Here is a 25,789-nt window from a genome sequence, read left to right on the forward strand (position 1 = left end):
GCGCGTGACGATGCAGCGACCTTGTGTGTCCAACGCCGTCGAGTAAGACTTTATTCTGCTGCGATACCCCGCGCTTTGCTTTACTGCGATCCCTGTAGAACGTGTAGTATTATACAAATCATATGATCACAATCCCGTATAAGGAATCAAAATGTCCAGTACCGATGAGTTGTGCAGTCTGCGATGGGATCCAGTGAGCAAGGGAGTTGAGGTTATTGATCAGACCCTCTTGCCACATGCCTTGCGCTGGTGTCGTCTGGAGTCACTGCCAGCGTTCTGCCACGCCATCAGTACAATGCAGGTGCGTGGAGCTCCGCTGATTGGAATTACCGCAGCGTTCGGACTTGCCAATGCCCTTGCGGAAGATGCGTCTAACGAAAATTTGGCGCGTGCCAGCGCAGCGCTAATGGCCACTCGTCCGACTGCGGTGAACTTGCGCTGGGCTTTGGACCAGATTACTTGTGCCGTAAAGTCTCTGGAGCCTTCACAGCGGCCTCTAGTCGCGTTGCACAGGGCGCTATCTCTGCGGGAAGAGGATATCGTCAATTGCGAGCGAATTGGTGCCAATGGACTGCAGCTGTTGAGCGCGCTAAATAAAGATCAATTAAATATTATGACGCACTGTAACGCAGGGTGGCTGGCCACGGTACAGTGGGGGACCGCATTGGCGCCGATCTATAAGGCTCATGCCAGCGGCATCCCCGTACATGTTTGGGTGTCCGAGACACGCCCGCGCAATCAGGGAACGAACCTCACTGCGTGGGAATTGCATAGAGCCGGAGTCCCCTGCACCATCGTAACGGATAACAGTTGTGGCCAATTAATGCGCCAGCGCAAAGTGGATTGCGTGATTGTGGGCAGTGATCGTACCGCTGCCAATGGGGATGTTTGCAACAAGGTCGGCACCTATCTTAAGGCGCTCGCTGCCCGTGCCAGCGATATACCGTTCTACGTGGCATTGCCGGAGTCAACCATTGACTGGTCTTGTCCTAGTGGTGAGCAGATTCCGATCGAGGAACGCGATGAGTCAGAAGTATTGAGTATCGGTGGTTTGGATGCTGCCGGGGATTATGGCGAAGTCAAGCTTGCGGCCTCACACAGTACGGCGTTTAACCCTGCCTTCGATGTTACGCCCGCAGATTTGGTTGCGGCGCTGATAACGGAGCATGGTAATTTCGATGCCAGTGTGAAGGGCCTACAGCAGCTGGGCGCTATAGCGTCAGATACATAAGGTATAGCCGGCGTAACCGGAGCAGGTAACGGTGGGGTTGATGGTCGGGGGTTGAGACAGTTCCGACCATCACGTAAATCAATGCCTAGTGGTAATCCAGCTGTAAATCATAATCTCCGAGCTCATCGCGCAAGCGCTTTTCTTCCAGTCGTTGTTCTGCCAGACGCCTCCTTTGTACCAGCTGTTGCTTATCAGATGATAAAGGCGCTATCCCCCGAAGCATGTCGTCGGAAATGTCGTCAGCGCCAGGTTCATAGCCGCCGTCCATCGACTCGGATGTTGAAGATTCCAAATCACGTTCTCCCATAAATCACCTCCCGATGAATTTAGAAAAGACCACTAGTCAGCCTCGTATTATGACGAGGCTATAGGCTGAGTAAATCAAAGATTGAGTGCTAGAACAACAAAATACTAGTGGGAGTTTTACGCATATTTGAGTGGTAATAAGTCCGGCGACTCGCGGCCATCCTTGGCCGTCCATGCGCATGATTCTACTTCCCTGTAGAGGCCATCCTTGGCGTTGGATCGCGCATGCGAGCCGCCGTACAGAAAACAAAGCAATTTTGATGCCAGTTATTCAGGCTCATACCTATGCGCTTTTGATGAAGGGACGAAGGGATGTTTGCTTGTCCATAGGTGTCCGCTCGTGTTCGGACATGTGCCACGCGTTGTGGCATATTCTTGTGAGGCATGCGCATTCTTGCGTCGACGTGCTGCGCTGGTTAGAGTGGTTCATCTTCTATACATGCCCTCACAGGCCCAAGGATAAGTGATGACGTTACTGCACACGCCGCTTGATGCGCTGCACCGAGAGCTGGGCGCCAAAATGGTACCCTTTGCTGGTTATGACATGCCGGTGCAGTACCCTGCTGGCATCATTAGCGAGCATTTGCATACTCGGCAAGCGGCCGGGCTGTTTGATGTCTCCCACATGGGTCAAGTCATTATAGAGGGCCTCGGTAGTGCCGCGATGCTTGAGTCTCTTGTGCCCGTGGACATTGATGGGCTGGCAGACAATCGGCAGACCTATGCCGTATTCACTAACGAACAGGGTGGAGTATTGGATGACTTGATTATTACCCGTTGGTCTCAGGAGACATTTTTCCTCGTGGTCAATGCGGGTTGTAAGAGGCAGGATATTGCACACCTGCGGGCACACTTGTCGGGCCAGACGTTGACGGTACTGGAGCATCACGCCTTACTGGCGTTGCAGGGGCCAGCCGCACGAGAGGTTATTCGTACAGTCTGTTCTGACGCCGCAGAACTGCGATTCATGCAGGGCTGTCCTGGGATTATTGACGGCGTGAAGGTTTATATTACCTGCTCAGGTTACACCGGAGAGGACGGTTTCGAGATTTCTGTGCCGGGCGCAGCGGCCACAAATCTGGCTCGCCGGCTGCTAAGTGATCAACGGGTACAGGCGGTCGGTTTGGGTGCCAGGGATTCACTGCGCTTGGAGGCAGGTTTGTGTTTGTATGGACATGAACTGACAACCGAGATTGACCCGGTGCAGGCGGGTTTAGTGTGGTCCATAAGTCAATCTCGGCGAGCCGAGGGTGAGCGCGCGGGTGGCTTCCCAGGTGCCGATGTGATCTTTAGGCGGATGATCGACAAGCCAGCCCTGCGTCGGATCGGTTTGCGTGTGGATGGTAAGCGTCCGGTGCGAGAGGGTCAAGTAGTGCTAGATGAATCAGGTCGACAGGTGGGCGAAATCTGTTCTGCCTGTTATGGCGCTAGTGTTGGCGGCCCTATCGCCATGGCTTATATCGAACGGGAATTAGGTCTCCCGGGGACGAAACTGCTGGTGGTCTCGAGGGATAAGCACTTGCCAGTTACGGTGACACCCATGCCGTTCAATCCCCAGCGCTATTTCCGGGGTTAAGGTGACTCGCCAGTGCGGGCTGCCGTAATGCCCGTATTCGGCGCGTCAGGTTAGACAGGCGCACCCTCAGCCCAGTCAGCGGCAGGCGTGGCAGATAGAGCCAGCACAGCCGCAGGGCCACAATCAATAGCACCAGACTGCTCAGTAGTATCAGACGTTGTTGTGAACGACTGCGAGTCGTTGTCGCAGTATTTTTTGGGCCTGGAGCCACACCGCCAACCTCGATGCGTACTTCAGCCAGGGACAGCACTTCCAGTTGGGTGCTTTGCGTATTCCACCAGAAGTAATCTCTCGCTGGCAGCAGGAACTGTCCTGGTTGCTCGGCCACATAACTGATGCGAATACTCCGAGTGGCCAGAGTTTGGCCGCGGTTAACCTTGTTTTCTAGGACTGCTGGCGAGGGGTAGGGGGCAAGTCCTGGTTGCTTTTCGATCTCATAGGACGGCAGCATCATGGCCAGTACGTCCGATGCTTCCAGCAGGACCTCTTGTTCGAAGGCATCGCCCACCGCTAGATTATCAAGCGCTCTGTCGAAGCTCTGCCTGACGGAGAAGAGCGGGGCCGCTACCCACTGTTTGGCTTGGGCGAGGTTGTTCGGTATAGCAGCGGTGAAATGGCGCGCGGGGCTGTGCAATTCGCCTTGAATATCGCCCTCTTCTCCTCCATTCACGTGTACTTGCAAAGGAATTGGACCGATGGTGAAATCGCCCGCACGCTGAGGAAATACATCCAGCGTCCAGCGCTGTATTGCCCAGGTCTGACCGTTATGGGTTTCGCTGGCATTACTGGCGAACTGTTCAGTTTGCAAAATGACCAGGCCCGGAACTTCGGGAATACCGATGCGCGTCCCGCCGGCAAACCATCGATCGGTGGCGATTTCGAGGGTTAGTGTTACTTTTTGTCCCGGCACGATACCGCTTTGTGGAGTGAGCGCGCTCTCGATGTGTAGTTGGCCTGACGCCTCAAGTTCTTCGATCGAATTACCAGACGCGAGCGATGCACAGCCTATGGCCAGCATTAGCAGGCCTCGTTTTAGAAAAAATCCGCCACGTGTCACGGAATATTCCTCGAGGGCACATCCGTCTTTGTCTCTGCGTTCCGTAGTTGCATGCCGAACTTTATAGCCAAAAAGCGGGAAGGATCCTGCTGCACACCGCGCAACCACATATCACTAGTGGCCGCATCCTGGAGTATGTCCTCGGCGGTCAGTTGTATCACTTCAGTCTGCTGCCAACTGATCTCGTCAGCACCTTGCGCGGGAATAGCGTCGTCGCCACTAAGCTGTTTGTCCTGAGTGCTTGCGCCTGCTTCCTGCTGTTGGCTTGCGCTGAGACGATCGATTTCGTCGATGATCGCGCTCACTTGGGAGCGGTTGGCAGTGGCACCTGGATAATCTGGGGTGCGCGCCAGCAGACGATCGTATCGGCTGACTGCGCGCACATAGTCACGCCCTTGGGCGCGCGCGTTGGCCTCATTAAAGAGTGCATCATCACTGTCTTGGCGTGAAAAGTATTCCGCCGCCAACATAAAATCTTCGCTGTAGTAGTAGGCTATACCCTTCCACATGAGGTCATTGAAACGGGCGGCGGCTTGTGGATAGCGGCCCAGTTGCAAAAGTAGTCGGCCCTGTTGATCGCGGGTTAACCACAGGTCCGCGAATTCCCTCATTGCGGCAGACTGCTCATGCGTAATAGGCGTAGTCTCTTGCTGTGCAAGTGCAGGTGCGGGAATACTGCTTAATACAACAGGCAATATCAGCCACATCCAAGTCAGGGTCCAGCCTCTCCTGAACCACATCAAGAACAGCCCTATTGCCGGAAATACCAAGAGGTAGCCGCTATCAAACCAAGGCAGGGCGCTGTCCTGGGTGACCGTATAGTGACTCTCGATACGCTGATTGATCTGGCGTACATCTGCATCATCGATGGTCAAAGACAGATAGACGCCATTTGCGTCAGTAGCCAGGGCTTTAAGTGATTCCCGTTCTAGTGGCGCTATTCCGGGTTCTTCATCCTCGCTCCCCACGCCTACAACAAGTAGTTGATGCGGGTGAGTTAAAAAGTATGATTCGAAAGCCTGCCCGCTCTTTGCTCCAAGACCATCGCTAAACATCACAATCGTCGCAGGGGCATTTCTGCCCTGAAGTATTTCATCTGCAAGAGGCAGGCTATATTCAGGGAATTTTCCGCTCCGCGGCATGATAGCGGGAGTGATCGCTGCAAGGTATTGATTGAGGATATCCTGATCGGCAGTGAGCGAAAGCACACTGTGCGCCGTCCCCGAATAGACGATAAGAGCGCTTTTCTTGTCTGGGCGAAGCGCCAGCAGGTCAGATATTTTCTGCTTAGCGCGCTGTAAACGACTGGGCTGCACGTCCTTCTGTTGCATAGTCGAGGACACATCTAACAGTATGACCAGTGCCGCGTGATCCTGGTTCAGGGGAGATAATTGTTGACGCCATGTGGGCCCCATTATCACTAACAACACCAGCACCATGAACAACAGCGAAAAATTTTTCGGGTTCAACCAGCGTGTATCGAAGCGTTGTAATCGCAGGTGCTGCAGCAAGTGTGGAGCGATGATACCCCCGAACATATCCTGCTTGTCGCGCTGCTGACTTCGTATCACCACCATTGCCAGCCACGGTATGAGTAGCAGTGCCCAAGTCGGCCGGAGAAAATGGAAGTGCTCCAGTACGTTGAGCTCAGGCGGCATGAGAGTCCCTTGTGCTGCGCAGCACGCGGCATGCGTGCCACGTTCTGTAGCCGTGATAGAGCGTATAAAAAATCAGCGCGACACAGAGCGGCAGCCAATGCAGACTTTGCCGTGGACGGAAGCTGATCGTTTCGTACACGTCAGGCTCAAGTTCAGCAATGGTGTGGTACGCACGCTGTAACGCCTGTTGGTCCAGCGCCTCAAAACTCTCCCCCCCGGTGATCTCAGTGACGCGCTCAATAGTGTCAATATCGAGTGCCTCTTCTCCAACTGAGGCGGCGTCGCCAATGGCGATGGTGTAGATTCGGATATTGTAGGCGGCGGCGACTTTTGCTGCATCTATAGGCGGCACGATACTTCCAGTGTCGTTGCCATCGGTGAGGATGATCAGAACACGGTTGTCTGATGTGCTCTCTTTGAACAGCTTTATCGCGAGTCCTATTGCATCTCCGAATACGGTGCTCTGGCCAGCCATGCCGATTTCGGTCTCCGCCAGTAATTTTGACCACACCACATGATCGCTGGTAAAGGGCGCTTGCAGATAGGAGGCACTGCCAAATACGATGAGACCCAGACGATCTCCCGCACGCTGGTTAGCCAGTTCCGCAAGAACCTGCTTCACGGCTTGTAGTCTGTCTACTGTTTCGCCGTCGGGCAGCACAAAGTCTCGAGTTCCCATGGACCCGGATAAATCCACGGCAATCATTAGATCCCGGCCAGACTTCTGTTGCTCAATGGGGGCGCCCACCCACTCGGGCTTGGCCGCAGCCAGCACCAGACAGACCCACATGAAGCCAACGAGAAAATACTGAAAACGGTCGCGGCGTAGAATGATCGCGCCACTGTGTGGACGTTGTTCACTCAATTCAACCAGCTTGTCGAAGAAGGGTACTCGAACGGAATTGCGACTTTCTTTATAGGCTGGTAACAATGGCATGAGTAAAGGAAGTGCCAGCAGAGATAGCGCCCAAGGATATGCCAACTCATACATGCGGTGAGCTCTCGTGATTGCATACCCAACTGAGGCAGGCTGCGAGCAACTGCTGCTGGACGATGCCGTCTAGTGTTGTGTGGTTATAGGTTCCCACTGCGAGTAAACGGCATTGTTCTGGCGAAAAAGGCGGAGGTGTGCAGTAGCCATTGAGAAAATTGACCCAGCTATCGCCCGACAGGTGGGCCACTTGTTGTCGGGGGAAGGCGGCCAGCGCGGTCAACTTTAATATTTTATTCAGCTCTATCAGCCAGGTTTCTTCGCAGCTATTCATCGCAAAAACCTGGAGTCGGTCGGCCGCCTCGCGGCGGTAGCGATTGTGGTGCCAGTGACGCAGGCGCCTCCAGCTGTAGCGTAGCAATAATATCAGCAGCGCTGTCCCGACCCCTATCCAACCGACAGCCTGTGGTAGCCAGCTGATGGCGTCAGGCGACGCAACTTCTGAAAATTCGTGCAGCGCGTAATTGCCAAAGGTTTCCGGCAGTGGGGGCAAACTCATTGCAAGACCCTCTGGCCACCGAGTCTTTCTCGCAACTGATCGGCAGCCGGTACGACTGTATCGACAGGCAGCACCGGAATACCATGACGCTTGAGTTCACCCTGTACATGCGCGATGGAGCTTTTGAAGCTCGCTTCGAACTTTTGTCCTAGTCCTTGCCTGGCAGGATCGATCTTTAGCTGAAATTCCCCATCGCTCACTACCAACTGGTCAGCCCTAGAGATATCGCGTTCCAATGGGTCATAGATCAGCGAGCAAACAATATCATTGTGTCGGTTCATGCGACGTAGGGCCTTGAGCGTGGCGTTGTTCCAGCCATAAAAATCTGATATTAATACCACGAGGTAGTCGTGACCAATGCTACGCTCCAGCAGGTTCAATGCTTGTGCCAGTGCATCGGGATTACTTTCGTAGCGAGTGTTTACGGATAGATCGTTGTTCATTGCCGTTAAGTCGCCCAGCCAGCCTATGACACGGCGTTCATTGCGCGTCGGTTTTGCCTCGACAATAGCATTGTCATTGAAGAGGACTGCCCCGATACGGTCTCCCGCGGCTAGCACGCGCCAAGCCGTAATTGCTGCAACTTCTGCAGCAACGACAGATTTCATTTTTTTTATGCTGCCGAAGAACATCGGCAGTCGTTGGTCGACGACGACAATAACCGGCCGATCACGCTCTTCTGTGTAAACCCTCACATGGGGTTTTCCGGTACGGTTAGTGACCCGCCAATCCATATTGCGGATGTCGTCACCCGGTTGATAGTGGCGTAGTTCATCAAAATCCAGGCCACGCCCACGCAATCGAGACCGTTTTCGACCGCTTAATAACGAGCGCACGGATTGTCTTGGCAGATAGTTAAATCCTCGTGCGGTAAACCGCAGTCGCACGAGGGCGCGCAGGTTAGTGTATACATCCTCCTGTGTATTGCCGGTCATGGACGCCTAGCCTACTGCGACCTGCAGAATGATCTCGTCGATGATGGTATCGGGCGTTACGCCATCGGCCAGGGCATCGTAGGTCAGAATCAGACGGTGGCGGATTATAGAATGCAGCACTGAGCGAACATCGTCGGGATCGACGTAGTCTCTGTCATCCAGCCAAGCGCTTGCGCGGCAGGCTCGATGTAAGGAGATGCTAGCTCGGGGGCTTGACCCGGTCTCGATCCAGTGCAACAGTTTGCCGCCATGCTTCTTGGGGAGTCGGGTGGCCATTACTAAATCGACAATATATTGTTCGACCGCTGCGGACACTTTCATTTTTTGAATGGTCTCTCGTGCGGCGAAGATATGTGATTGTGGGATGACTTCACGTGGCGCTGTTTGATGGGCTTCTTCTGTTTGCAGCATCCGTACGATGGCCAGTTCTGCCTCGGCATTTGGGTAGTTCACGGATATCTTCATCATGAAGCGATCCATCTGAGCTTCTGGTAATGGGTAGGTGCCCTCTTGCTCGATCGGGTTTTGGGTCGCTAGTACCATGAACAAAGCGGGCAAAGGGTAGGTCTTGCCCGCCACAGTGATCTGGCGTTCTTCCATGGCTTCAAGCAGGGCGGATTGCACTTTGGCGGGTGCGCGGTTGATCTCGTCCGCCAGCACCAATTCGTTAAAGATCGGCCCGGGCTGGAACTGTAGTTCGGACTTGCCGTGATTGTCCTGATAAATCTCGTTGCCAGTCACATCAGAAGGCAGCAGATCAGGCGTAAACTGAATGCGGCCAAGACTGGCCTGCAGTACTTGGGACAGCGTTTTAATGGAGCGTGTTTTAGCGGTTCCCGGCAAGCCCTCCAGCAGCACATTGCCATTGCACAGTAGTGCAAGCGCGAGGGTGCGAACCACTTCATCTTGGCCGATGATCGATTGTGCCATTTGTTGCATTATGGAGTTGACGGCACTCAGGTGATCGTTGGGCAAAGCGGTGCTCCTTTTATGATTCGCTGAATTGGGCGTCGGGCTGGGCTGCTGCGAGTCAGTATAACGGCATTACTCGCAAATACTCAGGCAGCCCAGGCGCGCTTTGCTCGAAAACGCCGCGACAGATATTGCATCTGGTCCGCAAAGACCCGATCTTTAGCGAGGAAATGCCACTCCCAAGGGTTGGGCCTGAAGGGCACGGCCAGCAATGGCATCCGTGCTTCCTCGGGTGTTTGATTATCTTTTTGCCAGTTACAGCGTTTGCAGGCAGCCACCACATTTTCCCAGCGATCAGTGCCGCCGCGAGAGGTGGGGAGCACATGGTCGCGTGTTAATTCTGTGCGTGCAGACTGTTGTCCGCAGTAGAGACAGCGATGGTCATCGCGGCGAAATAGTGTGCGGTTGCATAAAGGGGGACTGAAACCCTGAATTATCTTTCCCTGAATAGCCACAATCGGTTGTAAATCGATGCGGGAGCGCAATCCATTGCTGCGCTGAATGCCACCGAAAATTGGAGGCAAAACATCCCCGATGCCGTAAACGACATCACCTTTGGCATAGGCTGTAATGGCCTCGTGCAGCGTTATCCAACCACGGGGTTGGCCGGCGAGGTCCAGTCGCAGGATCGTTTGCATTATCTCGCACTCACAAGCTTGGGTTCAAACTACTGCAAAACGGTAGTAACTACAATATGCACTATGCCTGTCTGTTGAGGGAGGCGGGATAGTCGCTTGCAGCGTACGCCAAAAGCACTTGTTTGGCATTTGTGCTCAGCACATTGTAGGGCTTGCTAGGCAGTGCTTTAGGATTGTGGGCTGATGACTTATGCGGAGGTCACGGCTATCCATGTTGCTGACACCAGCGTTTTTCCCGCTAATAGCACCTTGCCTTCAAAATCCTGTCCGGCCTTGATCTCGCCCACCCCTGCGGGTGTCCCGGTCATGATAATGTCGCCGTCTTCCAGGGTAGTGAAAGTCTCCAGCTCTCTTATTATTTGTACAGGGGTATATATCATCAGACTTATACCTCCTGCCTGCCGCTGCTCGCCGTCTACGTTCAGCTGCAAAGACAGACCTTCGATGTCTTTTGGGAGGGTGACAAACGCACTGAACAGCGCGGCACCATCGAAGGCTTTGGCTCTCTCCCAAGGTAATCCTTTTGCCTTTAATGTAGATTGAAGCGCGCGTTTGGTGAGGTCCAAACCGAAGCCAACCGCGTCGAGCTTGCCTTCCTTCACGGTAAAAGCCAGTTCACTTTCATAGTGCAAGGGTTGATTGTTGATGTCGGAGTACAGAGTGCCACTGATGGCGGAGTTCGGCTTATTAAATACCACCATGCTGTCGGGGATTTCGTTGCCCAGTTCCTCGATATGCGCTCTGTAGTTGCGGCCTACGCAAAGTATTTTTGAGGGTTGGACCGTATTCCCATTGACGTTAATGGTATTCATATTTTCACTTCTTTGCTGGTGTCTCAGAAGCGACGACGGCTGAGCGGCTCAACAACTTGCACCTTCTGCCAGATTGCATTGCGCCTTTTCGGACTCTGAGAGGGTAAGTTCATACACCTGACCTTCCGGAAGAGGGATGATGAGACCATTGTATTCGACGGAGTTGTCTTTCTCGGTGTCGCAGGCAAACGCCATTGTGTAATCTCCGGCGGGTAAATAGCCGAAAGAATAATCCCAGCTGCCAGTTAAGGCATTATTTTCCAGGGAGGCAACTGCAAAAGGCGCGAGTGCGTCAGCGGGGGGAGTCTCAATGCTGCCACTGGTAAATACATCCGCTAAGCGCTCTTTCTCCTGGCCTACCTTGCCGTTGTAGAGGTAGAGCCTGTTGCCTTTTTGAGGGTCGGCTTTTTGGTCGCAAGGTGACACACCATTAAATAAGGCGCTGTCTATCTGACCTGACAAGGTGGCATCTGTCTTGTTGTTCTCAACTCTGATGCCGTTTGTTGCCAGCAGATACTGGTCAGAACCTGGCTGGTGTTGAAGCGCCTGCGCTAGGCCGAACTCAACGGTGAAGGCTTGAGAGCCAGAAGAAAGGCGAAGACCCGGTAGTTTCAGTTGTCCTCCGGATACGGTGATTTTCTTCAGACTGTCATCGGCCTCCTGCACGTAAGAATTGTTAACGCCAGTGGTCAGTATGTTAATGCGCACATCGCTGTAAGTGCCGGGATCAAGTTCGAGATCTTTGATGACAATTAGCTGATTGACACCTCGATATGCCAATAGGTCGACCTGAAATGTGTTGGCATCGCTTAGGCCCTGCTCCTTAATGGTAAAGGTATCAATCACGACATCTTCAGCACCGATGCGCTGAAAGATAATGGCATCGACCTCAATCACCACCTGCTTTAGGTCTTCGGGTAGGGAGTCGGAAAAGCCCAGCGTAAGAAGCGCAGGGACGCCGTCATCATCATCATTGCAGCTAAACCCACAACCACCACAGCCGCTTATCGGTAGTAAAAAGGCGGCGATTAATGCAATAGATGCCACTATTCTCAGTGAAATTACCATCATATGTGCCTATCTCCCTATATGGTGCCACATTTTGAGCGAAGCGAGTTCATGAATAATTATCGCGCCGATCGTTTCGGGGCGGTCTGCTGCTGTGTTTTTACGAGCCTTACCCTTTAGAGCTAGCGCTTGTCTATCCTCTCCTGGTAAGCCTTCGCATAGGCAATACTGTCAGCGTTGTCTATCAACGTGCCATTTTTTAGCGACGTGGTTCTGGCGCTGATTTCCAGCATGGCTTCCCCTAATGCCTTTGCGCTGATCACAAGTGAGCCAGGTCGCAGCAAGGCTTCCAGAAAATAATGCAATGTGCCGGCCTGTTCGCTGGTCGGCCTTACGAAGGCGGAACGATAGCTAAACGTGCGCAGTCCACTGTCTTGTGCCAAATACGCCACCTCGTTTTCTGTTCGGCCTTTTTCCCTCGCCCATTGTTGATCGCCATTGGCATCTGTCCCCATGCCGGCGACATAATGAAATGACATGGGAGCATCTCTGCGCGCAGCCAGCCATGCCGTGACAAAGGCCACCGGGAAGTCGACATTGACTAAAGTGTAGGTGGCGTCGTCGACGCCTATCGAGGTCGTCCCGAGGCTCCACATTACGGTATTCGTGTGTCCCAAAATGTCAGACACAGAGGCGTAATCGGTAAAGTCTTTATGCATTCGCAATACCACTTTGCCTGATGCGACACCAGCCTCGATGCGTGGTGAGGTGCGCCGTGTAATAACGTAGACTTTGTCAACGTTGGGGTCCTCTACCGCGGCTTTGAGCAGCCCATCCCCAACAGAACCTGTTGCGCCAAAGACCATGACCACTTTGTTGGCATCTTCGTCGATAGCCGGGTTCGACTCGAGAGTAATGCTGCCCAAAGTGGCGAAGCCCCATATATCAAGGGCTATCACTAACAGGGCAAGTAAGCCCACTAGAGACAAAGCGCTAATTTTTATGATTTTTCCCATTATAGTCATCCTGTACCGTTAGCCATGTAACGTTTGTAGCTGATCTACACATACATTGATTAAAACAGACGCTAGGTAGTGCATCTTCTGCGTCCAGTATATAGCGATAGCTGCATTTTTACAGTATTTCGGCTTTGGCGATTCGATGCAGGGGTTACCCACCGACACCGCGTATTGAATCACGTATAATCTTATAGGTGATATTTCCTGATAGTTGACAATCGTCGTGTGCCGCGCGATGGTGAGTGTTTAGACAGTATTTCGAGACGAACATTTTTGATGAAGATAACAAGATCACAGTCAAAATAGGCGCGATGAAGAGATTGTTGTCAGTCGTCGGTTTGCCGCTTGAGCACGAGACAAAAATAACGTTATAAGCCTAGATTGATGTAACCTGAGGATAAAACAATGCCACTGACAGATGCACAGACTAGCTTGGTTACCTTCCTCTACACAATGTCGATCTTGCCGACACTAATAATTCTGTTTCTTTATTTTACCAACAAGCTTCCGCGCTGGATATTTGTCCTATTTTGGTGCTCGTTTGTCGTATGCGCGCTGGGCTGGGAAATCTGGTTAACGTACGGATTGGTGGATGGTCTTGCTGTGGATAGTCGGCGGCCTGCAGCGCTTAATGAAGCCATTCCAATGCACGTCAACTGGATTGTGAACTCGCTCGGTGATGCGGGAGCGGTTGGTTTGACCGGTACGCTATTGGTCTGGCTGTGTTATGGAAGATCGAATAAGGCGTTCACGCAGTGGCGTTGGGGTGCGTTCGTGGTACTGCTCATCTGGTTCATTGGTCAGAATCTTTGGGTTGAGCTATTTGTTTATCAGCATCAGTTGGCCGAAGGTTTAAGGCTATCGTGGGCGCCCTTGATACCCACGGGTCCCTGGTACAATCCAGCCGTACTTGAAGTGAGTGGCAGAGCCGTTCAATTGCAAACGCAGCTGCCGTGGCTGTTGATGACGCCGATCTATTACTGGTTGCTCATTCGAATTTATCGTCGGTTCAACCTAGAGTGACAGGGCAGGCGCGGCGCGCCCCGCAACCAGAGGCAGATCGAGATAAGTTTTGATCCCGGAACCGGCACGACACACATAGGGGATCGCGCTGACACAGTGGTTCGCCGTGGCGACTACGCCAGGATTTCGAATCAGTCCGGCAGCAATAGACTCCGGGTGCAAGCCATGAAAGCTGACCAGTGAAGAGGGATCGCCAGTGACCTCTACTTCAAAGCGCTCGCCCTGTGGCCCGAAGTTCCAAGCTGGCTCCAGGTTTTCTTCGCCCATAAACCAGTTGACCCGCACGGTGATGACAGGCTCCCCGCGCACGGTGTGTTGCCAGGTAAACCGTTGCGCGGCGACTAGTCCGGGCTGAATAACGCCTATCGGCGAGTCAATGGGTGCGGTGGCGACGGCAACGTCGTGTGCGCTGATCATTTCTGAGTCTACATCAAATCCCATTTCGGCGGCCACCATATCCATTGATTGCCCAAACCCTTGGCCGAGGAAGCCCACCATCGGGCTCGCTGCGGCTTCTTCGGGTGTTTTGCCAAACAGCATAATATCACTGATGACGGCAGGCGCATTGTAGGTGCGTATGTCAGAGAATTCCTCTGCGCGCACATGCGTGATAACGCTCGATAGGGCCGAAATCATCAATGGGAAACGTTCGGTAATGCCGCCCGGATGAATACCTGTGCCGTGCAGTGTGCTCCTGCCTGCTAAGCAGCTTTTTTCCAGTAGCGACACATCGCGCTTACCGGGATAAAACCAGTTGAGCGGGGTGACCACATTTTTACCGGATGCCAGTATGCGCGCTACCTCCTCCGTATTGCCCATGATAGGACTGTACATCACGCAGTCTGCTGCCATGTTCATCAGTGCATCGACATCATTGGTGGCCTTCACGCCCAGAGGTTCCATACCGCAAAGTTCGCCGACATCACGACCGACTTTATCGTCGCTGTGAACCCAGCATCCGACAAGTTCTAACTCCGGGTGAGCTACGATACCTTCGATGGCTGCTCTGCCGACGCCGCCGGTTGCCCACTGAATGACTTTCAAACTCATACTTTTTTACTCCCCGCTGTATTTTATTTAATTGACAACAATCTATGCCGGTTTAAACGCATCCGGCAGTGAGCGCCAAGCATGTGGTAGCTCAGTCGACCAGTCAGGCTTGGCGGGGGGCATATTGAAGATTTCCGGTGGTCGCCATGCCATGGCTTTCATCGTCTCGCCAATATAGGTCATGTTGAGGTAATCATGGCTATAGCAAAACATGCCATCCCCAGCATAGTAGAGAATCGACAACCCTGGGACACTCCAGTCCGTGCCATCAGGCTTTTGACCCAGAATTTGGTCCCAATGGCTCACCAGTCGATGGCCGTCCACCATGGTCCATCGCTCAGGCGTTGACCAGCCGTTGTTAGTTAAGCCAGCCATTGAGTCGACGAAAAACTGGCGGATGGTTTCCCTGCCTTCCTGCCGACCCCATGCAGGGTCAATATAGACCGCATCCTCGGTAAAATAATCTGCCATTTTGTCCCAGCCACACTCTCCAGTGTCAACCTTGTCTCGAGTCGCGACAAATTGGTCATAGGTTGCCAGTGCTTCTTGTTCTATCTTTTGCTTGGTTTTCATGACATCTCCGCTTATTTTTTTTAAACATAGCCGAACTCTTTCGTGAAGTCGACATGACAGCACAGGTGTTTGTGCATTGGTCATGCATGTTATTCTGAGAGGCCCCCGTTTGTCTGAGTACTTGCTTTCACCTTTTGATTGTGACTTGATGTTCGACCTTTCTCATAGTAGAGCGCACAACGATGATTGATCTCCATTACTGGCCTACCCCCAACGGAAAGAAGCTCACAATTCAGCTGGAAGAGAGCGGCATCGACTATGTGGTGATTGATTGCGAAATCGGACGCGGGGCGCAGTTTGAGGAAGCGTTTCTGCACATTAGTCCCAATAATCGTATGCCAGCGATTGTCGATCACGATCCCAGTGATGGCGGTGGACCGTTGTCCGTATTCGAGTCGGGTGCTTGCATGATGTACCTTGCCGAGAAGTCAGGGCAGTTTGGCGGAAGTGGTTTGCGCGAGCAGTGGGAGGTTAATCAGTGGGTTATGTGGCAGATGGCTAATCAGGGACCGAAAACGGGGGAGCGCGGACATTTCGCTCGCTTAAAAGACCGCGAGGGCGACCAATCTTATGCCCTGCGCCGTTTCAACGACGAACTCCACAGGTTGTACGGGGTGATGAATAATCGTCTGTATGATCGCCGCTATCTGGCCGCAGATCACTACACTATTGCTGATATGGCGTGCTACCCCTGGACCGTTGGGTGGGAGGCGCAGGGCATCGATATGAACGAATTCAAATATGTCAGGCGATGGTTGAACGAACTGAGTGAAAGGCCTGCGTTGCAAAAGGGCATGGCAGTAGGCAGTGACCTGAGCCAGGATTACTCCAAGATCTCCAAAAAAGACATCGAGCGGCTTACGTCGCTTCTTTACAATCAGCGTGCTCGGCCTGCGCCGGAGACCGGCGGATTGCTAGACTGATTCTGAGTGACGCGGTTGCGGCTAAGGCTGTTGCACCGCTGAGCTTTGTGTGTCGATTGAGTGCATGCCACCTTTTGGCTGCACAAATAGGCATTCTGCACTGGCAGTCATAACCCCATCCGCATACATTTCCCCACGCATAATGGTCTTACGACGCTCTACCTTCACCAGCCGGCCTTCCAGCGTTAACTCGGTATTGAGAGGCGTTCGATTGTGGTAGTTCACATGCAGATAGCCGGTCATGCCGGGTTGTCCGCCGAGTATCTGTGCCATGCCGAGGAACTGGTCAAAAATCGAGGCGACAAACCCGCCGTGTACGCTGCCAGGTGGCCCCTCGTAGGCCCAGCCACATTGGCAAGTTGCTCGCGCCAGGTCCCCGTCAATCCAGCTGGTGACGGGCGGGGCAATCGGGTTGCTCCAGCCCGCCATAGGGTTTAATTCATGACTGACCTGTCCAAAGCTGCCGTGTTCGCCCGTTGCCGCCCATTCACTGCGGCCAAAAATGCGTGGTGACGTACGAAAATCCACAGCCGTGACCTCCAGTTGTGCGGCAATCACGTGCATTTTTTCAATGTCGGGCGAACTGGTAACGAGGACTTCCGTCAGTTGCCTGATCGCATCTGCCACACGGCGCTTGGCCGCCCACTCATCGCTAAACGGTGGTGTTATTTCTTCTGAGGCAAAGGGGTTGTCTTGAATGCGCATGCGAAACCTGAATATATTGGCAGAAGTTAAGCACAATAGTGTACCTTATTTTCTTCCTGAAATTATCAGGCACTTCGCTGCCACTGACGAAGGGTAGCTTATAAGCCGCCCTCGTTTTCGGGCAGATACGCTTTGAAGATATCGCCGAGATTTTCGTCGTTATGAGCGGGGACACGATAATAGGTGCGGATGTTGACCGAGCCATCTTCTGTGAACTGGTACGTTTCCAGGCTGTATTGAAATTCTGAGCCATTAGGGCCTTCAAAATGGTTTTCTAGACACCAGGCGACTTCATTCTCACACACGAACAAGGTGCCAGGTTGTATCTTGAATCGGACCCGTGCCTGAAATAAATCCCAGGAATCTTCGCAGCAGGATTTGAAGCCTCGCTTCTCGGGCGTACCGACGGGATCAAGCATGCGAAATTCACCTGTCGCGACGGTGCGCCAGTTGGCTATCCATGCTTGTTTGTTGCCCGCGTTCCATAGAGCAGGGTGGCTATTAGCCCAGTTCATTAGGGTCATTTTGTCAGGGTAGGCCATGGAATTACTCCTTATGTGTTGTCGGTCCGCAGCTTATCGCTGTGGACTCACCATCATACCGGGCTTGGCATCTGTATACTGCCCCGCATGGAATGTCGCTTCGCCGTTGACCAAGGTTAACCGCATCGGTGCCGGGCTGCGGGTCCAGCGCCAGGTATAATCACCTTTGCCATCGGGCACGTCGTACACTTTTTCCATCGGCTGATACGTGATTTCATCCATATCAAATACGGTGATGTCGGCGCGCTTGCCAATCTTGAGTTCGCCACGATCGTGCAAGCCGAAATGCCCGGCCAATTTTCCGGTCAGGTTATGTATGGCTTCTTCTGCGGTAATCCACCCCTTTTCCCGCACGTAATCTGTCAATAGCAGGATGTTCTCTCCGCCGCCACATAGCATTTGCCCATGGGCACCTGAATCGGTGATATTGCCTACCGTGTAGGGGTCGCGCAGCAGTCGGACGACCATTTCTTCATCTTTTACAAAGGCAGGCATAGTGACGGTGGAATCAAGACCATTCTTGAGTAGCCACTCGGCCATAGCATCAGAGGTGTGTACCCCCAGTTCGTCGGCATATTCGCCCAGAGTGATGCGAATAGGCCCTACGCCGTTGTCGGAGTTAAGTAACAACATACCCCGTGATTGTGCCTTTGCCAGCGGAGAAAAATCGAAGACATCGTTGTCCCAGGATGTCCGTGCCCGCTCACGCCAGTCTGGATCGCGCAGAATACGTGATTTTTCTTCTTCGTTTTCCGCTAGAACGACCTCGTGCCAGACATAATCGTTACTCTGGGCAAAGATCAGCGACTGTTGCACGCTGAGGGTTACGGTAATCGGGACATGCGAAAACCCCGTCCAGAAATCGCGCCCTTCCTGTTTGAATTGTTCATGCATCTCGATCAGCGGCGCCTGGATGCCCATCATATCCCGCTGGAACTCCAGCGTCGGCACGCCGCCCCATTGCACACGCACATCAATGCCCTCAAATAATGTCCCGAGGCGCTCCATCGACGCGGGGGCGGTCATAGCGCGAAAGGTGTCGACAATTATCTGCAGTTGAGTGCCGGGGTATTGTGCCAGCGTCTCGGCCAGTGCCAGCCATTCCACATCATCAGCCTGCAGCGAAGGTACAGGGCGATCACTGCCGTCATGGTCCATGAGGTTGGAAGACATGCCCATAGCCCCGGCTTCCAGCGCATCGCGCAACAGTTCAACCATATGCGCTACCTCGGGGGGCGTGGCGGCACGATCCCAAGCCTCTAATCCCATTGCGGTGAGGCGCAGGGCAATATGGCCTACGTATGCGCCATAGTTAGTCGGCACTCGAACGTTTTCGGTCAGCACCTTTTTGTACTCGGACCAGGTTCGCCAGTTCCAAGGCAGCTCCGTTTTGAAGGGTGCCTCTGGAATATCCTCAAAGAAAGAGAATATCTTAATCAACTCGTCGCGCACTTCCGGCGATTCCGGCAGAGGCGCAATGGAGAAGCCGCAGTTACCCATAATGACGGTGGTAGCGCCAAATCCGGCCAGGGGTTTGAGTTCTGGTTCCCACCACATGGTGCCGTCAAAGTGGGTATGACATTCAATAAAGCCCGGGGCCACAATGCAGTCGGTTGCGTCTTGCACCTGCTCTTCGTCATGAGGTTCGATGGTTGCTGCGATGTCGGTGATAACGCCACCTTCCACGCGGATATCTGCCCTATATCCGGCCGCGCCCGTTCCGTCAATCAACATACCGCCGCGTATTAGGCAACTGTTCATACTTCTACCCCATGTGCTATCGAAAACAATAAGAAAATATTTACTATTGGACTTTCTTGATATAGTAGAGGAGTAGTTAGGCAATATATTGGAGTTTCTGCTCATTTACTTGGACTTTATTATCACATGCATGATTATCAGTCTGTAACTTCGGAGGGCGTTGCAAAAGTATTGTTTGCCCTGATCAAGGGTGCAAACCTTGATGCTGCTGATAGAAATCAAGCGGCAGCCTATTTTGCTCAAACGGGTGCGCCGGTCGATTACCGCTCCTTTCAACGCTTCACTGATGCCCTGATTCTCAGCCTCCCACAGCAACATGAGTTATTGCAGCTAGTGCCCCAGTGGCAGTCCATTTTTAACCGTTCGGAGGTGAGCAATGAGATGGCAGAAGAATTTATTCGCCAATATCTAGCGGCGCTGGACAATAAGTTGTTTGTTAAGCTGCCGCTATTTGTGGGTCGCTTTGCAGGACAGGACAGCCACTCCATCAACTTTGCCGGCTTTGGCAATACCCAGGTCGACAGCTGGCTTCTGGTGTTCACGATCTCGGGAAAGGGCCACTTGAAGGCGGGCTTGCGTGATTACGAGCTGACCCCGGACAACATTGCACTGGTAGCGCCCGGCACCTTAACGGACTTCTCGGGCTCCAAGCATTCAAGCTGGAACTTCTATTGGGTGGTTTTCCAGTGCGCGGATAATTGGCGCCCCTACCTCCAGTGGCCGCAGTCAGGTCCAGGGGTGTGTCAATTAGAGGGGGCCAGCGAAAGTTTTGCGCCCGTCGAGCGTAACCTTAGCCAGCTCTATCACAACTATGTTGAGAGTGGCCCGTTAAAGATGGAGTTGGACCACAATTTACTGGAACAGCTACTCCTGCGTTGTGCGGCCTGCCTACCGCGCGAAAGTAACAGAAAGATGGACCCAAGAGTCCATGTCGCTCGCGCCTATATTGATGAGCACTACACCGCCGATATTGTTTTGGCAGACGTGGCTGCCGCCAGCAATATCTCCAGTTCTCGCTTGTCAGGCCTGTTCAAGAAAGAAACCGGATCCAGCGTCATGGCGTATCGCAACGAACTTAGACTGGTGAAGGCTGCGCAGCTGTTACTGCACAGTAACCTGCGTATCGCAGATATTGGCGATCGCGTGGGCTATTCTGAGCAGGCGTTTTTTTCGCGCATTTTTCGCAAGCATTTGGGCATGAGCCCGCGACAGTATCGGACCCATATACCGGCACAGACTGCGCAATTAAACTCGCACAGTTGATTAGACAGTGACCCAGCCGACAATAAAACCGAGGACTTTTGATGAGCAATGATGTTGCAGAAACAACCCGCAAGCACCTGCGCCCCGCAGAACAGCCCATTGTCGAAAGTGATGAGTTTATCGAGCGGGCACTGCAGCATGCCGGTATTCCAGCACTGATGATGTCGATGATACATATGAGTGGTGACACCGCTCTGCTCGACGGTCCGATCTATCCCAATACGGCAATTCTAGGAGAAATTCAGGGTTTTTTGCCACAGGAGCAACAGGATCAGGTGCGCCGTCAGGCACTCGAGGTGATTAAGCAATTTCGGGATAACCAGTGTCAGCTGCCGGCACTACCGGACCCTGCAACGATCTGTCGTATGATGAGCTTTATGGTCGGGGAAGATGTGCCCGAAGACTATGTGCCAATGATGCAGGAGGAGATGAACCTGAGCGGCGAAGACAGCCGCGCTTTGCACTGGGGCGGAAGCGTAACCGATAGCCAGAAGCAACACTTCCCCGTCGTGATTATCGGCGCGGGTGTCGGGGGCGTGCTGGCGGGTATTCGATTGCGAGAGGCTGGCATTCCGTTTGTCATCGTGGAAAAAAATTCAGATGTCGGCGGCACGTGGCACGAGAACACATACCCGGGCGCCAGGGTAGATACCCCCAACTACTTTTACTGTTATTCCTTTGAACCCAATCACGATTGGAGCCAGTACTATTCACAGCAACCAGAATTGCAGACTTATCTGAGGCGCTGCTGCGACGAGTATGGGGTCGACGGTCATCTGCAACTCAACACTACAGTGACCGATGTTGTTTTTGCCGAAGAGGAAGAGGTATGGCGCGTCCACCTTTGCCGCAAGGATGGCTCTACAGAAGTTCTTGAAGCGCGCGCAGTTATCAGTGCAGTCGGGCAGTTGAATCAACCGAAAATACCGGATTTTCCAGGCCGAAAAATTTTTAAAGGCCCGCAATTTCATTCTGCTCGTTATGAGCATCAGCACGATCTGCGTGGTAAGCGGGTGGCGGTAATTGGCAGTGGGGCCAGTGCTTTTCAGTTGGTGCCCGCGATTGCTGAGCAGGTCGCACAAATCAAAGTATTTCAGCGCTCGCCGGTCTGGATGTTCCCTAACCCGCAATACCACAGTGCGGTACCGGAGGAGGTGAAGTGGCTACTAAAGCACATTCCCTACTATGCACGGTGGTACCGGTTCTTGTTGTTCTGGCCCGGTAGCGACGGCCTATTGCCCTCTCTGGTGACCGACCCCGACTGGCCACACCAAGATCGCTCAGTGTGCGAACTCAATGATTTTGCGCGCCAGCATATGACCGCCTGGATCGAAAGCCAGCTTCCGGAGAAATCGCCGCTGCGCGAAAAGGTCGTGCCGGACTACCCGCCGTTCGTCAAACGGATGTTGCAAGACAATGGCAGTTGGTTGCGAGCGTTGCAGCAGGATAACGCGGACCTAATTACGGATGCCATAACGCGGATTGAGGAACAGGGTATCGTCTGCGGCGACACTCTGCACGAGGTCGACGTTATCATTTATGCTACCGGTTTTGATAATCACCGCTGGCTTTACCCGATCAATATTGTGGGGCGCGAGGGCAAGGTGCTGGCGAACGAATGGGGCGATGACCCTCAAGCCAATCTCGGTATCACGGTGCCAGGATATCCAAACCTATTTTGTATTTACGGGCCGGCGACCAATCTTGCGCATGCCGGTAGTTTGGTCTTTAACTCTGAATGCCAAGTGCGTTACATTCTGGGTTGTATCGGGGCGATTCTCGAGAATGACTGTCAGCTAATGGAATGCACCGAAGAAGCGAATGCTGAGTATAACGAGCGCTTACAGGAATGGGTCAAACAGTTGGTGTGGGCCAATGGGAGCACTAACAATTGGTACAAAAACAGTAAAGGGAAGGTCACGGCCAATCTTCCCTGGCGCTTGGTTGACTATTGGCAGTGGACTCGCGAACCGGACCTTAGCCAATACAATCTCTCTTAGCCGGCCAGCCTCTGAACTCAGTCCAGATGTCGTTGAGCAGCGCTCAAGCCCGCCAATCTGCCGAAGAAAGTGGCATCGCCGATACTCATGCCGCTGGCATAGCCCTCTGCGCATCGCGGCAGTCCAGCGCTGTTTCGTCCCGCGGCATACAGTCCAGGAACACACTGTTTCTCAGCTGTGATCACTTCCCCTGTAGGTAGGGTATCCAGTCCCCCGAACGTCATTGTGGCAAAAATGGCGCCATTGCCAACCGTTAGGTCGAAGGCCGCGTAGGGGGGCTGGTCAAGAGGAGTGAGGTACTTGGGACTTTTGTGATGGGTCGGGTCCTTGGCATTTTTAGCGCATTGGTTGTAGGCGGTAAGCGTGTTGATTAAAGCGCCCTGCGGAAGATTTAATTCTTGTTCCAGTTCTTCGATACTTTCCCCTGTACCTGCAACCGGGTAGCCCCCCATGGGTGGCCTATTGAGGATTTCGAAGTGGCGACTGTCGATGATCAGATAGTAACGTCCTTCAGGCCTATCCAGTATCGCGCTGCCCAGACGACCATGGTACACATCTTCATTGATGAAGCGGTTGCCGGTCTCGTCCACGATAATTGATTCAACAAACTGTTTCGGTGGATAGAACGGCGTGCAGATAAAGCCCTCATCCATGTTGACTCCAACGCCACCCGCATCCAAGCCCATGCGGATACCGTCTCCTGTGTCGTTGGGGTTGCCATTGGGGTAGTTTCCCCTTGCGAGCCTAGGCGCGTAATCTGCCACCATTTCCCGGTTCATGATGAAGCCACCCGACGTAAGAACAACACCACCGCGAGCCTTAAAGTAACGCACCTGCATGTCGATGCGTGCGGCGACGCCCACGACCATTTCGCCATCCTTGATAACATTGAGCGCACGCGCATCGCAAATAATGTCTACGCCTTTCGCACGCGCGCTGCGCAATAGATTCTTCATCAGAGGAATCCCGCCATGATCACCTTTTATCTGCGGCTTATGCCCGCGCGGTGCGGGTTTGGCATGGGTATTATCAGGCCAGGCATCTTCGTTGCCGGTGATCATCAATGCTGCTTCATTAGGGGTGTTCGTGTGTTTTTTGGAATAGTACTCGGGCTTGAATACGATACCCTGGCGTGTCAACCAGTCGTAGTGCTCGAGGGTGCGATCACAGTAAAGCCGCACTTTCTCAATGTCGGCATTAGGACCGGACGCCTGCAAGAGATATTTATACATTTCCTCAATATCGTCGTCGAAGCCACAGGCCTTCTGTGTTGGTGTTCCACCTCCCATATAGATAAGACCTCCAGCCAAAGCTGTCGACCCGCCAGCATCGCTCGCGGCTTCCAATACGATGACCTTCGCACCCGCATCGGCTGCGTCGATGGCGGCGCTAATACCTGCGCCGCCACCGCCCACGATCAGTACGTCAGTTTCGGTATGCCAATGTTTCACCTCGGCGCTATCAATGGTGGTTGCCTGAGGAGGAGCGTCGTTCATAATAATATTGGCCTTAGTATTGGGAGTGTGTGCGGCTGTTGTATTTATGTGAGGTCCGGCCGATCGTGTTCCAGAGTGTCATCATAGTCATGATGGCGGCGCTGCTAATCGTTGAAGCGCGATCACATCGGCATAATAACTCATTGGGCCGGCGCCTTCGATGGAACGAGTGACCCTGTGAGGGAGTAGTTGTCTTAGCCACAAATTAAACACCCCCTATTGTAACGTATCAATGCTTATTGCGTACAAAGTACCACGGCCGCTTACTTACACAACGCGTTTTGGGCCCATAATCCAGATGGCCGGTGTAACCAATATCCTTGGCTTAATCTCGATCTTACCAAAACACTATCCTTTGATGCCATCGCCAGTGGGATTTACCGCCCTACAGGTATTTTACCTCTCCCGAAAAAAGGTAGTATGATCTTCAGGTCATTGAATTGAGAAACGACCTAAAGCTGTGGTCTGTTACAAAGGACTGATGTTATGAGAATTACGGGTGGTTGTTACTGCAAAAAAATTCGCTATGAAGCTGAGGGTGAGCCTTTAATGCGGGGTCTTTGTCACTGCCGGGAGTGTCAGTATATTTCTGGCGGCGGCGCTAATGTGGCTCTGGCGATGCCGATGAGTGGTTTTCGTTATACCTCGGAAGCGCCGAAGGACTTTGAGCGCAGTGATCTAGAGGCGCCGGTAAAACGGCAATTTTGTCCCGACTGCGGTACCTCACTGGTCAGTATGCCGCCGAGCTTGCCAGACATGGTGATCTTAAAGGTGGGTACTATGGATGATCCCACGCAATACGGCGCGCCGGATATGGCGTTCTATTGTATCGAGAAGCAGAGCTTTCATTGCCTGCCAGAAGAGCTACCCAAGTTTGATCGTTTTCCAAGCTGACCGGCGCCCTGCACCGTGACGCACGTCATTACTACAGACTGGGCTGGGCCGAAGGTTGCGATTCTCACCTTCAGCGATCCTGAGCGCGCCAACCAGATTTGCTGGGCGGCAATTGATGAGCTCGCCGAACAGCTAAGGCATTGTCGCGAGTCAGGCGCAAGAGTACTTATCTTGGCATCCGGCCTAGAAGGACACTGGCTGCAACACGCCTGGTTGCAAGATTTATTGAATGGCATTGACGGGCTTGAGCAAACGGCCTCCGGTGCCGGCTGGTTTACTGCGCTTAATGAGCTGTGCCATGAGGGTATCATTAGTATTGCCGCCATTTCTGGTGATTGCTCTGGTGGTGGCGCTGAATTGGGCTGGGCGTGTGATCTGAGAATTGCGGAACAACAGTCTCAGTTCGCTCAACCCGAAATCAATATGGGGTTGACGACGGGTATCGGCGGCAGTAGTCGTCTGGCGCAGTTGGCGGGCCGCGCAACCGCAGCAGAGATGGTGCTGACAGGAAGGTCGATGTCTGCGCAGCGGCTATGCGATCTCGGGGCAGTCAACTCGGTGGTGCAGACTGGGCAGGCTGTGGCCGCGTCTTTAGAGCTGGCAATGACACTGGCAGAAAAATCACCCACTGCGGTAGCAGGCCTTAAGCGAATTTTGGCAGCGAGTGACGATTCGACTTTAACCGAGGCCATGGGCTATGAGCAGGAAGTTTTTCAGTCTGTTATCGCGACAAAGCAGGCCAGAGAAGGCATGCAAAACCGACAGTCAGCGTATGACAGCGGCGCGGGTCTAGCCAGTATCAGCGATAAAGACGATTAGCGCCTTCGATTAGTGGCAAGCCAGCGCTTACGGTGTAA

The 25,789-nt window shown here is 53.2% G+C and carries 25 protein-coding genes; 8 read left to right on the plus strand and 17 right to left on the minus strand.

Going from position 1 to position 25,789, the window contains the following annotated elements; all coding sequences use genetic code 11:
* Window positions 1–151 precede the first annotated feature (151 nt).
* Window positions 152–1,231: an S-methyl-5-thioribose-1-phosphate isomerase gene (gene mtnA / locus ABXT62_RS00970; protein WP_415356679.1), complete on the plus strand. Its 1,080-nt coding sequence runs from the start codon at window positions 152–154 to the stop codon at window positions 1,229–1,231.
* An 85-nt stretch (window positions 1,232–1,316) separates the two neighbouring features.
* Here mtnA and ABXT62_RS00975 read toward each other — a convergent pair whose 3' ends face one another.
* The gene (locus tag ABXT62_RS00975) at window positions 1,317–1,538 is read right to left on the minus strand and encodes a PA3496 family putative envelope integrity protein (RefSeq protein WP_415356680.1); all 222 of its coding nucleotides are present in this window, start codon (window positions 1,536–1,538) and stop codon (window positions 1,317–1,319) included.
* Between the two features lie 465 nt (window positions 1,539–2,003).
* Between ABXT62_RS00975 and gcvT the strand changes: the two genes are divergently transcribed.
* Window positions 2,004–3,113 (plus strand): glycine cleavage system aminomethyltransferase GcvT, encoded by a 1,110-nt coding sequence (gene gcvT / locus ABXT62_RS00980; protein WP_415356681.1) that lies wholly within the window; start codon window positions 2,004–2,006, stop codon window positions 3,111–3,113.
* Here the strand turns inward: gcvT and ABXT62_RS00985 are convergent.
* From ABXT62_RS00985 to ABXT62_RS01030, 10 genes are all read right to left on the minus strand, one after another.
* Complete coding sequence (locus tag ABXT62_RS00985; protein WP_415356682.1) at window positions 3,085–4,170, minus strand: BatD family protein; 1,086 nt, start codon at window positions 4,168–4,170, stop codon at window positions 3,085–3,087. The two genes, gcvT and ABXT62_RS00985, sit on opposite strands and share 29 nt — an antisense overlap.
* On the minus strand, window positions 4,167–5,828 hold the full coding sequence (locus tag ABXT62_RS00990; protein ID WP_415356683.1) for a VWA domain-containing protein: 1,662 nt from the start codon (window positions 5,826–5,828) through the stop codon (window positions 4,167–4,169). Before ABXT62_RS00990 ends, ABXT62_RS00985 begins: the two co-directional genes overlap by 4 nt.
* Entirely contained in the window at window positions 5,818–6,819 is a 1,002-nt protein-coding gene (locus ABXT62_RS00995; RefSeq protein ID WP_415356684.1) for a vWA domain-containing protein, read from the minus strand. The genes ABXT62_RS00990 and ABXT62_RS00995 overlap by 11 nt, the downstream gene beginning before the upstream one ends.
* Entirely contained in the window at window positions 6,812–7,318 is a 507-nt protein-coding gene (locus tag ABXT62_RS01000) for a DUF4381 domain-containing protein (RefSeq protein WP_415356685.1), read from the minus strand. Before ABXT62_RS01000 ends, ABXT62_RS00995 begins: the two co-directional genes overlap by 8 nt.
* Window positions 7,315–8,253, minus strand: a complete 939-nt coding sequence (locus ABXT62_RS01005) for a DUF58 domain-containing protein (protein ID WP_415356686.1) — start codon at window positions 8,251–8,253, stop codon at window positions 7,315–7,317. Before ABXT62_RS01005 ends, ABXT62_RS01000 begins: the two co-directional genes overlap by 4 nt.
* Window positions 8,254–8,259: 6 nt before the next feature.
* Window positions 8,260–9,228, minus strand: coding sequence for an AAA family ATPase (locus ABXT62_RS01010; protein ID WP_415356687.1), 969 nt, complete (start codon window positions 9,226–9,228; stop codon window positions 8,260–8,262).
* An 83-nt stretch (window positions 9,229–9,311) separates the two neighbouring features.
* Window positions 9,312–9,863, minus strand: coding sequence for an HNH endonuclease (locus ABXT62_RS01015; RefSeq protein ID WP_415356688.1), 552 nt, complete (start codon window positions 9,861–9,863; stop codon window positions 9,312–9,314).
* A gap of 188 nt (window positions 9,864–10,051) precedes the next feature.
* On the minus strand, window positions 10,052–10,675 hold the full coding sequence (locus tag ABXT62_RS01020; protein ID WP_415356689.1) for a fumarylacetoacetate hydrolase family protein: 624 nt from the start codon (window positions 10,673–10,675) through the stop codon (window positions 10,052–10,054).
* Window positions 10,676–10,723: 48 nt separating this feature from the next.
* Entirely contained in the window at window positions 10,724–11,746 is a 1,023-nt protein-coding gene (locus tag ABXT62_RS01025; RefSeq protein ID WP_415356690.1) for a DUF4382 domain-containing protein, read from the minus strand.
* 119 nt (window positions 11,747–11,865) lie between these two features.
* The gene (locus tag ABXT62_RS01030; RefSeq protein WP_415356691.1) at window positions 11,866–12,699 is read right to left on the minus strand and encodes a hypothetical protein; all 834 of its coding nucleotides are present in this window, start codon (window positions 12,697–12,699) and stop codon (window positions 11,866–11,868) included.
* 408 nt (window positions 12,700–13,107) lie between these two features.
* Here ABXT62_RS01030 and ABXT62_RS01035 point away from each other — a divergent pair, with 408 nt between their 5' ends.
* Window positions 13,108–13,725 carry a hypothetical protein gene (locus tag ABXT62_RS01035; protein WP_415356692.1) on the plus strand — a complete coding sequence of 206 codons (618 nt, stop codon included), beginning with the start codon at window positions 13,108–13,110 and terminating at the stop codon, window positions 13,723–13,725.
* Here ABXT62_RS01035 and ABXT62_RS01040 read toward each other — a convergent pair.
* Window positions 13,717–14,775, minus strand: coding sequence for a dihydrodipicolinate reductase (locus ABXT62_RS01040; RefSeq protein ID WP_415356693.1), 1,059 nt, complete (start codon window positions 14,773–14,775; stop codon window positions 13,717–13,719). The two genes, ABXT62_RS01035 and ABXT62_RS01040, sit on opposite strands and share 9 nt — an antisense overlap.
* 42 nt (window positions 14,776–14,817) lie before the next feature.
* Entirely contained in the window at window positions 14,818–15,348 is a 531-nt protein-coding gene (locus ABXT62_RS01045; protein ID WP_415356694.1) for a YybH family protein, read from the minus strand.
* A 182-nt stretch (window positions 15,349–15,530) separates the two neighbouring features.
* Here ABXT62_RS01045 and ABXT62_RS01050 point away from each other — a divergent pair, with 182 nt between their 5' ends.
* On the plus strand, window positions 15,531–16,271 hold the full coding sequence (locus ABXT62_RS01050) for a glutathione binding-like protein (protein ID WP_415356695.1): 741 nt from the start codon (window positions 15,531–15,533) through the stop codon (window positions 16,269–16,271).
* Window positions 16,272–16,292: 21 nt separating this feature from the next.
* Here ABXT62_RS01050 and ABXT62_RS01055 read toward each other — a convergent pair whose 3' ends face one another.
* The 3 genes from ABXT62_RS01055 to ABXT62_RS01065 form a co-directional block, all read right to left on the minus strand.
* Window positions 16,293–16,976 (minus strand): PaaI family thioesterase, encoded by a 684-nt coding sequence (locus ABXT62_RS01055; RefSeq protein ID WP_415356696.1) that lies wholly within the window; start codon window positions 16,974–16,976, stop codon window positions 16,293–16,295.
* Window positions 16,977–17,074: 98 nt separating this feature from the next.
* Window positions 17,075–17,518 (minus strand): hypothetical protein, encoded by a 444-nt coding sequence (locus ABXT62_RS01060; RefSeq protein ID WP_415356697.1) that lies wholly within the window; start codon window positions 17,516–17,518, stop codon window positions 17,075–17,077.
* A gap of 33 nt (window positions 17,519–17,551) precedes the next feature.
* A complete protein-coding gene (locus tag ABXT62_RS01065; protein ID WP_415356698.1) occupies window positions 17,552–19,279 on the minus strand; it encodes an N-acyl-D-amino-acid deacylase family protein in 1,728 nt (575 codons plus the stop codon).
* 126 nt (window positions 19,280–19,405) lie between these two features.
* Here ABXT62_RS01065 and ABXT62_RS01070 point away from each other — a divergent pair, with 126 nt between their 5' ends.
* Entirely contained in the window at window positions 19,406–20,542 is a 1,137-nt protein-coding gene (locus ABXT62_RS01070) for a helix-turn-helix domain-containing protein (RefSeq protein WP_415356699.1), read from the plus strand.
* Between the two features lie 41 nt (window positions 20,543–20,583).
* Entirely contained in the window at window positions 20,584–22,542 is a 1,959-nt protein-coding gene (locus tag ABXT62_RS01075) for a flavin-containing monooxygenase (protein WP_415356700.1), read from the plus strand.
* A 17-nt stretch (window positions 22,543–22,559) separates the two neighbouring features.
* Here ABXT62_RS01075 and ABXT62_RS01080 read toward each other — a convergent pair whose 3' ends face one another.
* Window positions 22,560–24,038: an FAD-dependent oxidoreductase gene (locus ABXT62_RS01080; protein ID WP_415356701.1), complete on the minus strand. Its 1,479-nt coding sequence runs from the start codon at window positions 24,036–24,038 to the stop codon at window positions 22,560–22,562.
* 486 nt (window positions 24,039–24,524) lie between these two features.
* Between ABXT62_RS01080 and ABXT62_RS01085 the strand changes: the two genes are divergently transcribed.
* Together ABXT62_RS01085 and ABXT62_RS01090 are read left to right on the plus strand one after the other, a co-directional pair.
* Entirely contained in the window at window positions 24,525–24,932 is a 408-nt protein-coding gene (locus ABXT62_RS01085) for a GFA family protein (RefSeq protein WP_415356702.1), read from the plus strand.
* Window positions 24,933–24,947: 15 nt separating this feature from the next.
* Entirely contained in the window at window positions 24,948–25,751 is an 804-nt protein-coding gene (locus ABXT62_RS01090; protein WP_415356703.1) for an enoyl-CoA hydratase/isomerase family protein, read from the plus strand.
* The last annotated feature ends 38 nt before the right edge of the window (window positions 25,752–25,789 follow it).

Source organism: Halioglobus sp. Uisw_031 (assembly GCF_047729875.1).
Classification (GTDB): Bacteria; Pseudomonadota; Gammaproteobacteria; order Pseudomonadales; family Halieaceae; genus Marimicrobium.

Excerpts from the sequence above, each read along its gene's own strand:
- ABXT62_RS01025 (WP_415356690.1), bottom strand. The coding sequence starts at position 11,746 with ATGATGGTAATTTCACTGAGAATAGTGGCATCTATTGCATTAATCGCC.
- ABXT62_RS01030 (WP_415356691.1), bottom strand. The coding sequence starts at position 12,699 with ATGGGAAAAATCATAAAAATTAGCGCTTTGTCTCTAGTGGGCTTACTT.
- ABXT62_RS01020 (WP_415356689.1), bottom strand. The coding sequence starts at position 10,675 with ATGAATACCATTAACGTCAATGGGAATACGGTCCAACCCTCAAAAATA.
- ABXT62_RS01045 (WP_415356694.1), bottom strand. The coding sequence starts at position 15,348 with ATGAAAACCAAGCAAAAGATAGAACAAGAAGCACTGGCAACCTATGAC.
- ABXT62_RS00990 (WP_415356683.1), bottom strand. The coding sequence starts at position 5,828 with ATGCCGCCTGAGCTCAACGTACTGGAGCACTTCCATTTTCTCCGGCCG.
- ABXT62_RS01065 (WP_415356698.1), bottom strand. The coding sequence starts at position 19,279 with ATGAACAGTTGCCTAATACGCGGCGGTATGTTGATTGACGGAACGGGC.
- ABXT62_RS01035 (WP_415356692.1), top strand. The coding sequence starts at position 13,108 with ATGCCACTGACAGATGCACAGACTAGCTTGGTTACCTTCCTCTACACA.
- ABXT62_RS01050 (WP_415356695.1), top strand. The coding sequence starts at position 15,531 with ATGATTGATCTCCATTACTGGCCTACCCCCAACGGAAAGAAGCTCACA.
- ABXT62_RS01085 (WP_415356702.1), top strand. The coding sequence starts at position 24,525 with ATGAGAATTACGGGTGGTTGTTACTGCAAAAAAATTCGCTATGAAGCT.
- ABXT62_RS01060 (WP_415356697.1), bottom strand. The coding sequence starts at position 17,518 with ATGGCCTACCCTGACAAAATGACCCTAATGAACTGGGCTAATAGCCAC.
- ABXT62_RS01055 (WP_415356696.1), bottom strand. The coding sequence starts at position 16,976 with ATGCGCATTCAAGACAACCCCTTTGCCTCAGAAGAAATAACACCACCG.
- ABXT62_RS00975 (WP_415356680.1), bottom strand. The coding sequence starts at position 1,538 with ATGGGAGAACGTGATTTGGAATCTTCAACATCCGAGTCGATGGACGGC.
- ABXT62_RS01070 (WP_415356699.1), top strand. The coding sequence starts at position 19,406 with ATGCATGATTATCAGTCTGTAACTTCGGAGGGCGTTGCAAAAGTATTG.
- mtnA (WP_415356679.1), top strand. The coding sequence starts at position 152 with ATGTCCAGTACCGATGAGTTGTGCAGTCTGCGATGGGATCCAGTGAGC.
- ABXT62_RS01005 (WP_415356686.1), bottom strand. The coding sequence starts at position 8,253 with ATGACCGGCAATACACAGGAGGATGTATACACTAACCTGCGCGCCCTC.
- ABXT62_RS01075 (WP_415356700.1), top strand. The coding sequence starts at position 20,584 with ATGAGCAATGATGTTGCAGAAACAACCCGCAAGCACCTGCGCCCCGCA.
- ABXT62_RS01040 (WP_415356693.1), bottom strand. The coding sequence starts at position 14,775 with ATGAGTTTGAAAGTCATTCAGTGGGCAACCGGCGGCGTCGGCAGAGCA.
- ABXT62_RS01000 (WP_415356685.1), bottom strand. The coding sequence starts at position 7,318 with ATGAGTTTGCCCCCACTGCCGGAAACCTTTGGCAATTACGCGCTGCAC.
- ABXT62_RS00995 (WP_415356684.1), bottom strand. The coding sequence starts at position 6,819 with ATGTATGAGTTGGCATATCCTTGGGCGCTATCTCTGCTGGCACTTCCT.
- ABXT62_RS01015 (WP_415356688.1), bottom strand. The coding sequence starts at position 9,863 with ATGCAAACGATCCTGCGACTGGACCTCGCCGGCCAACCCCGTGGTTGG.
- ABXT62_RS01080 (WP_415356701.1), bottom strand. The coding sequence starts at position 24,038 with ATGAACGACGCTCCTCCTCAGGCAACCACCATTGATAGCGCCGAGGTG.
- gcvT (WP_415356681.1), top strand. The coding sequence starts at position 2,004 with ATGACGTTACTGCACACGCCGCTTGATGCGCTGCACCGAGAGCTGGGC.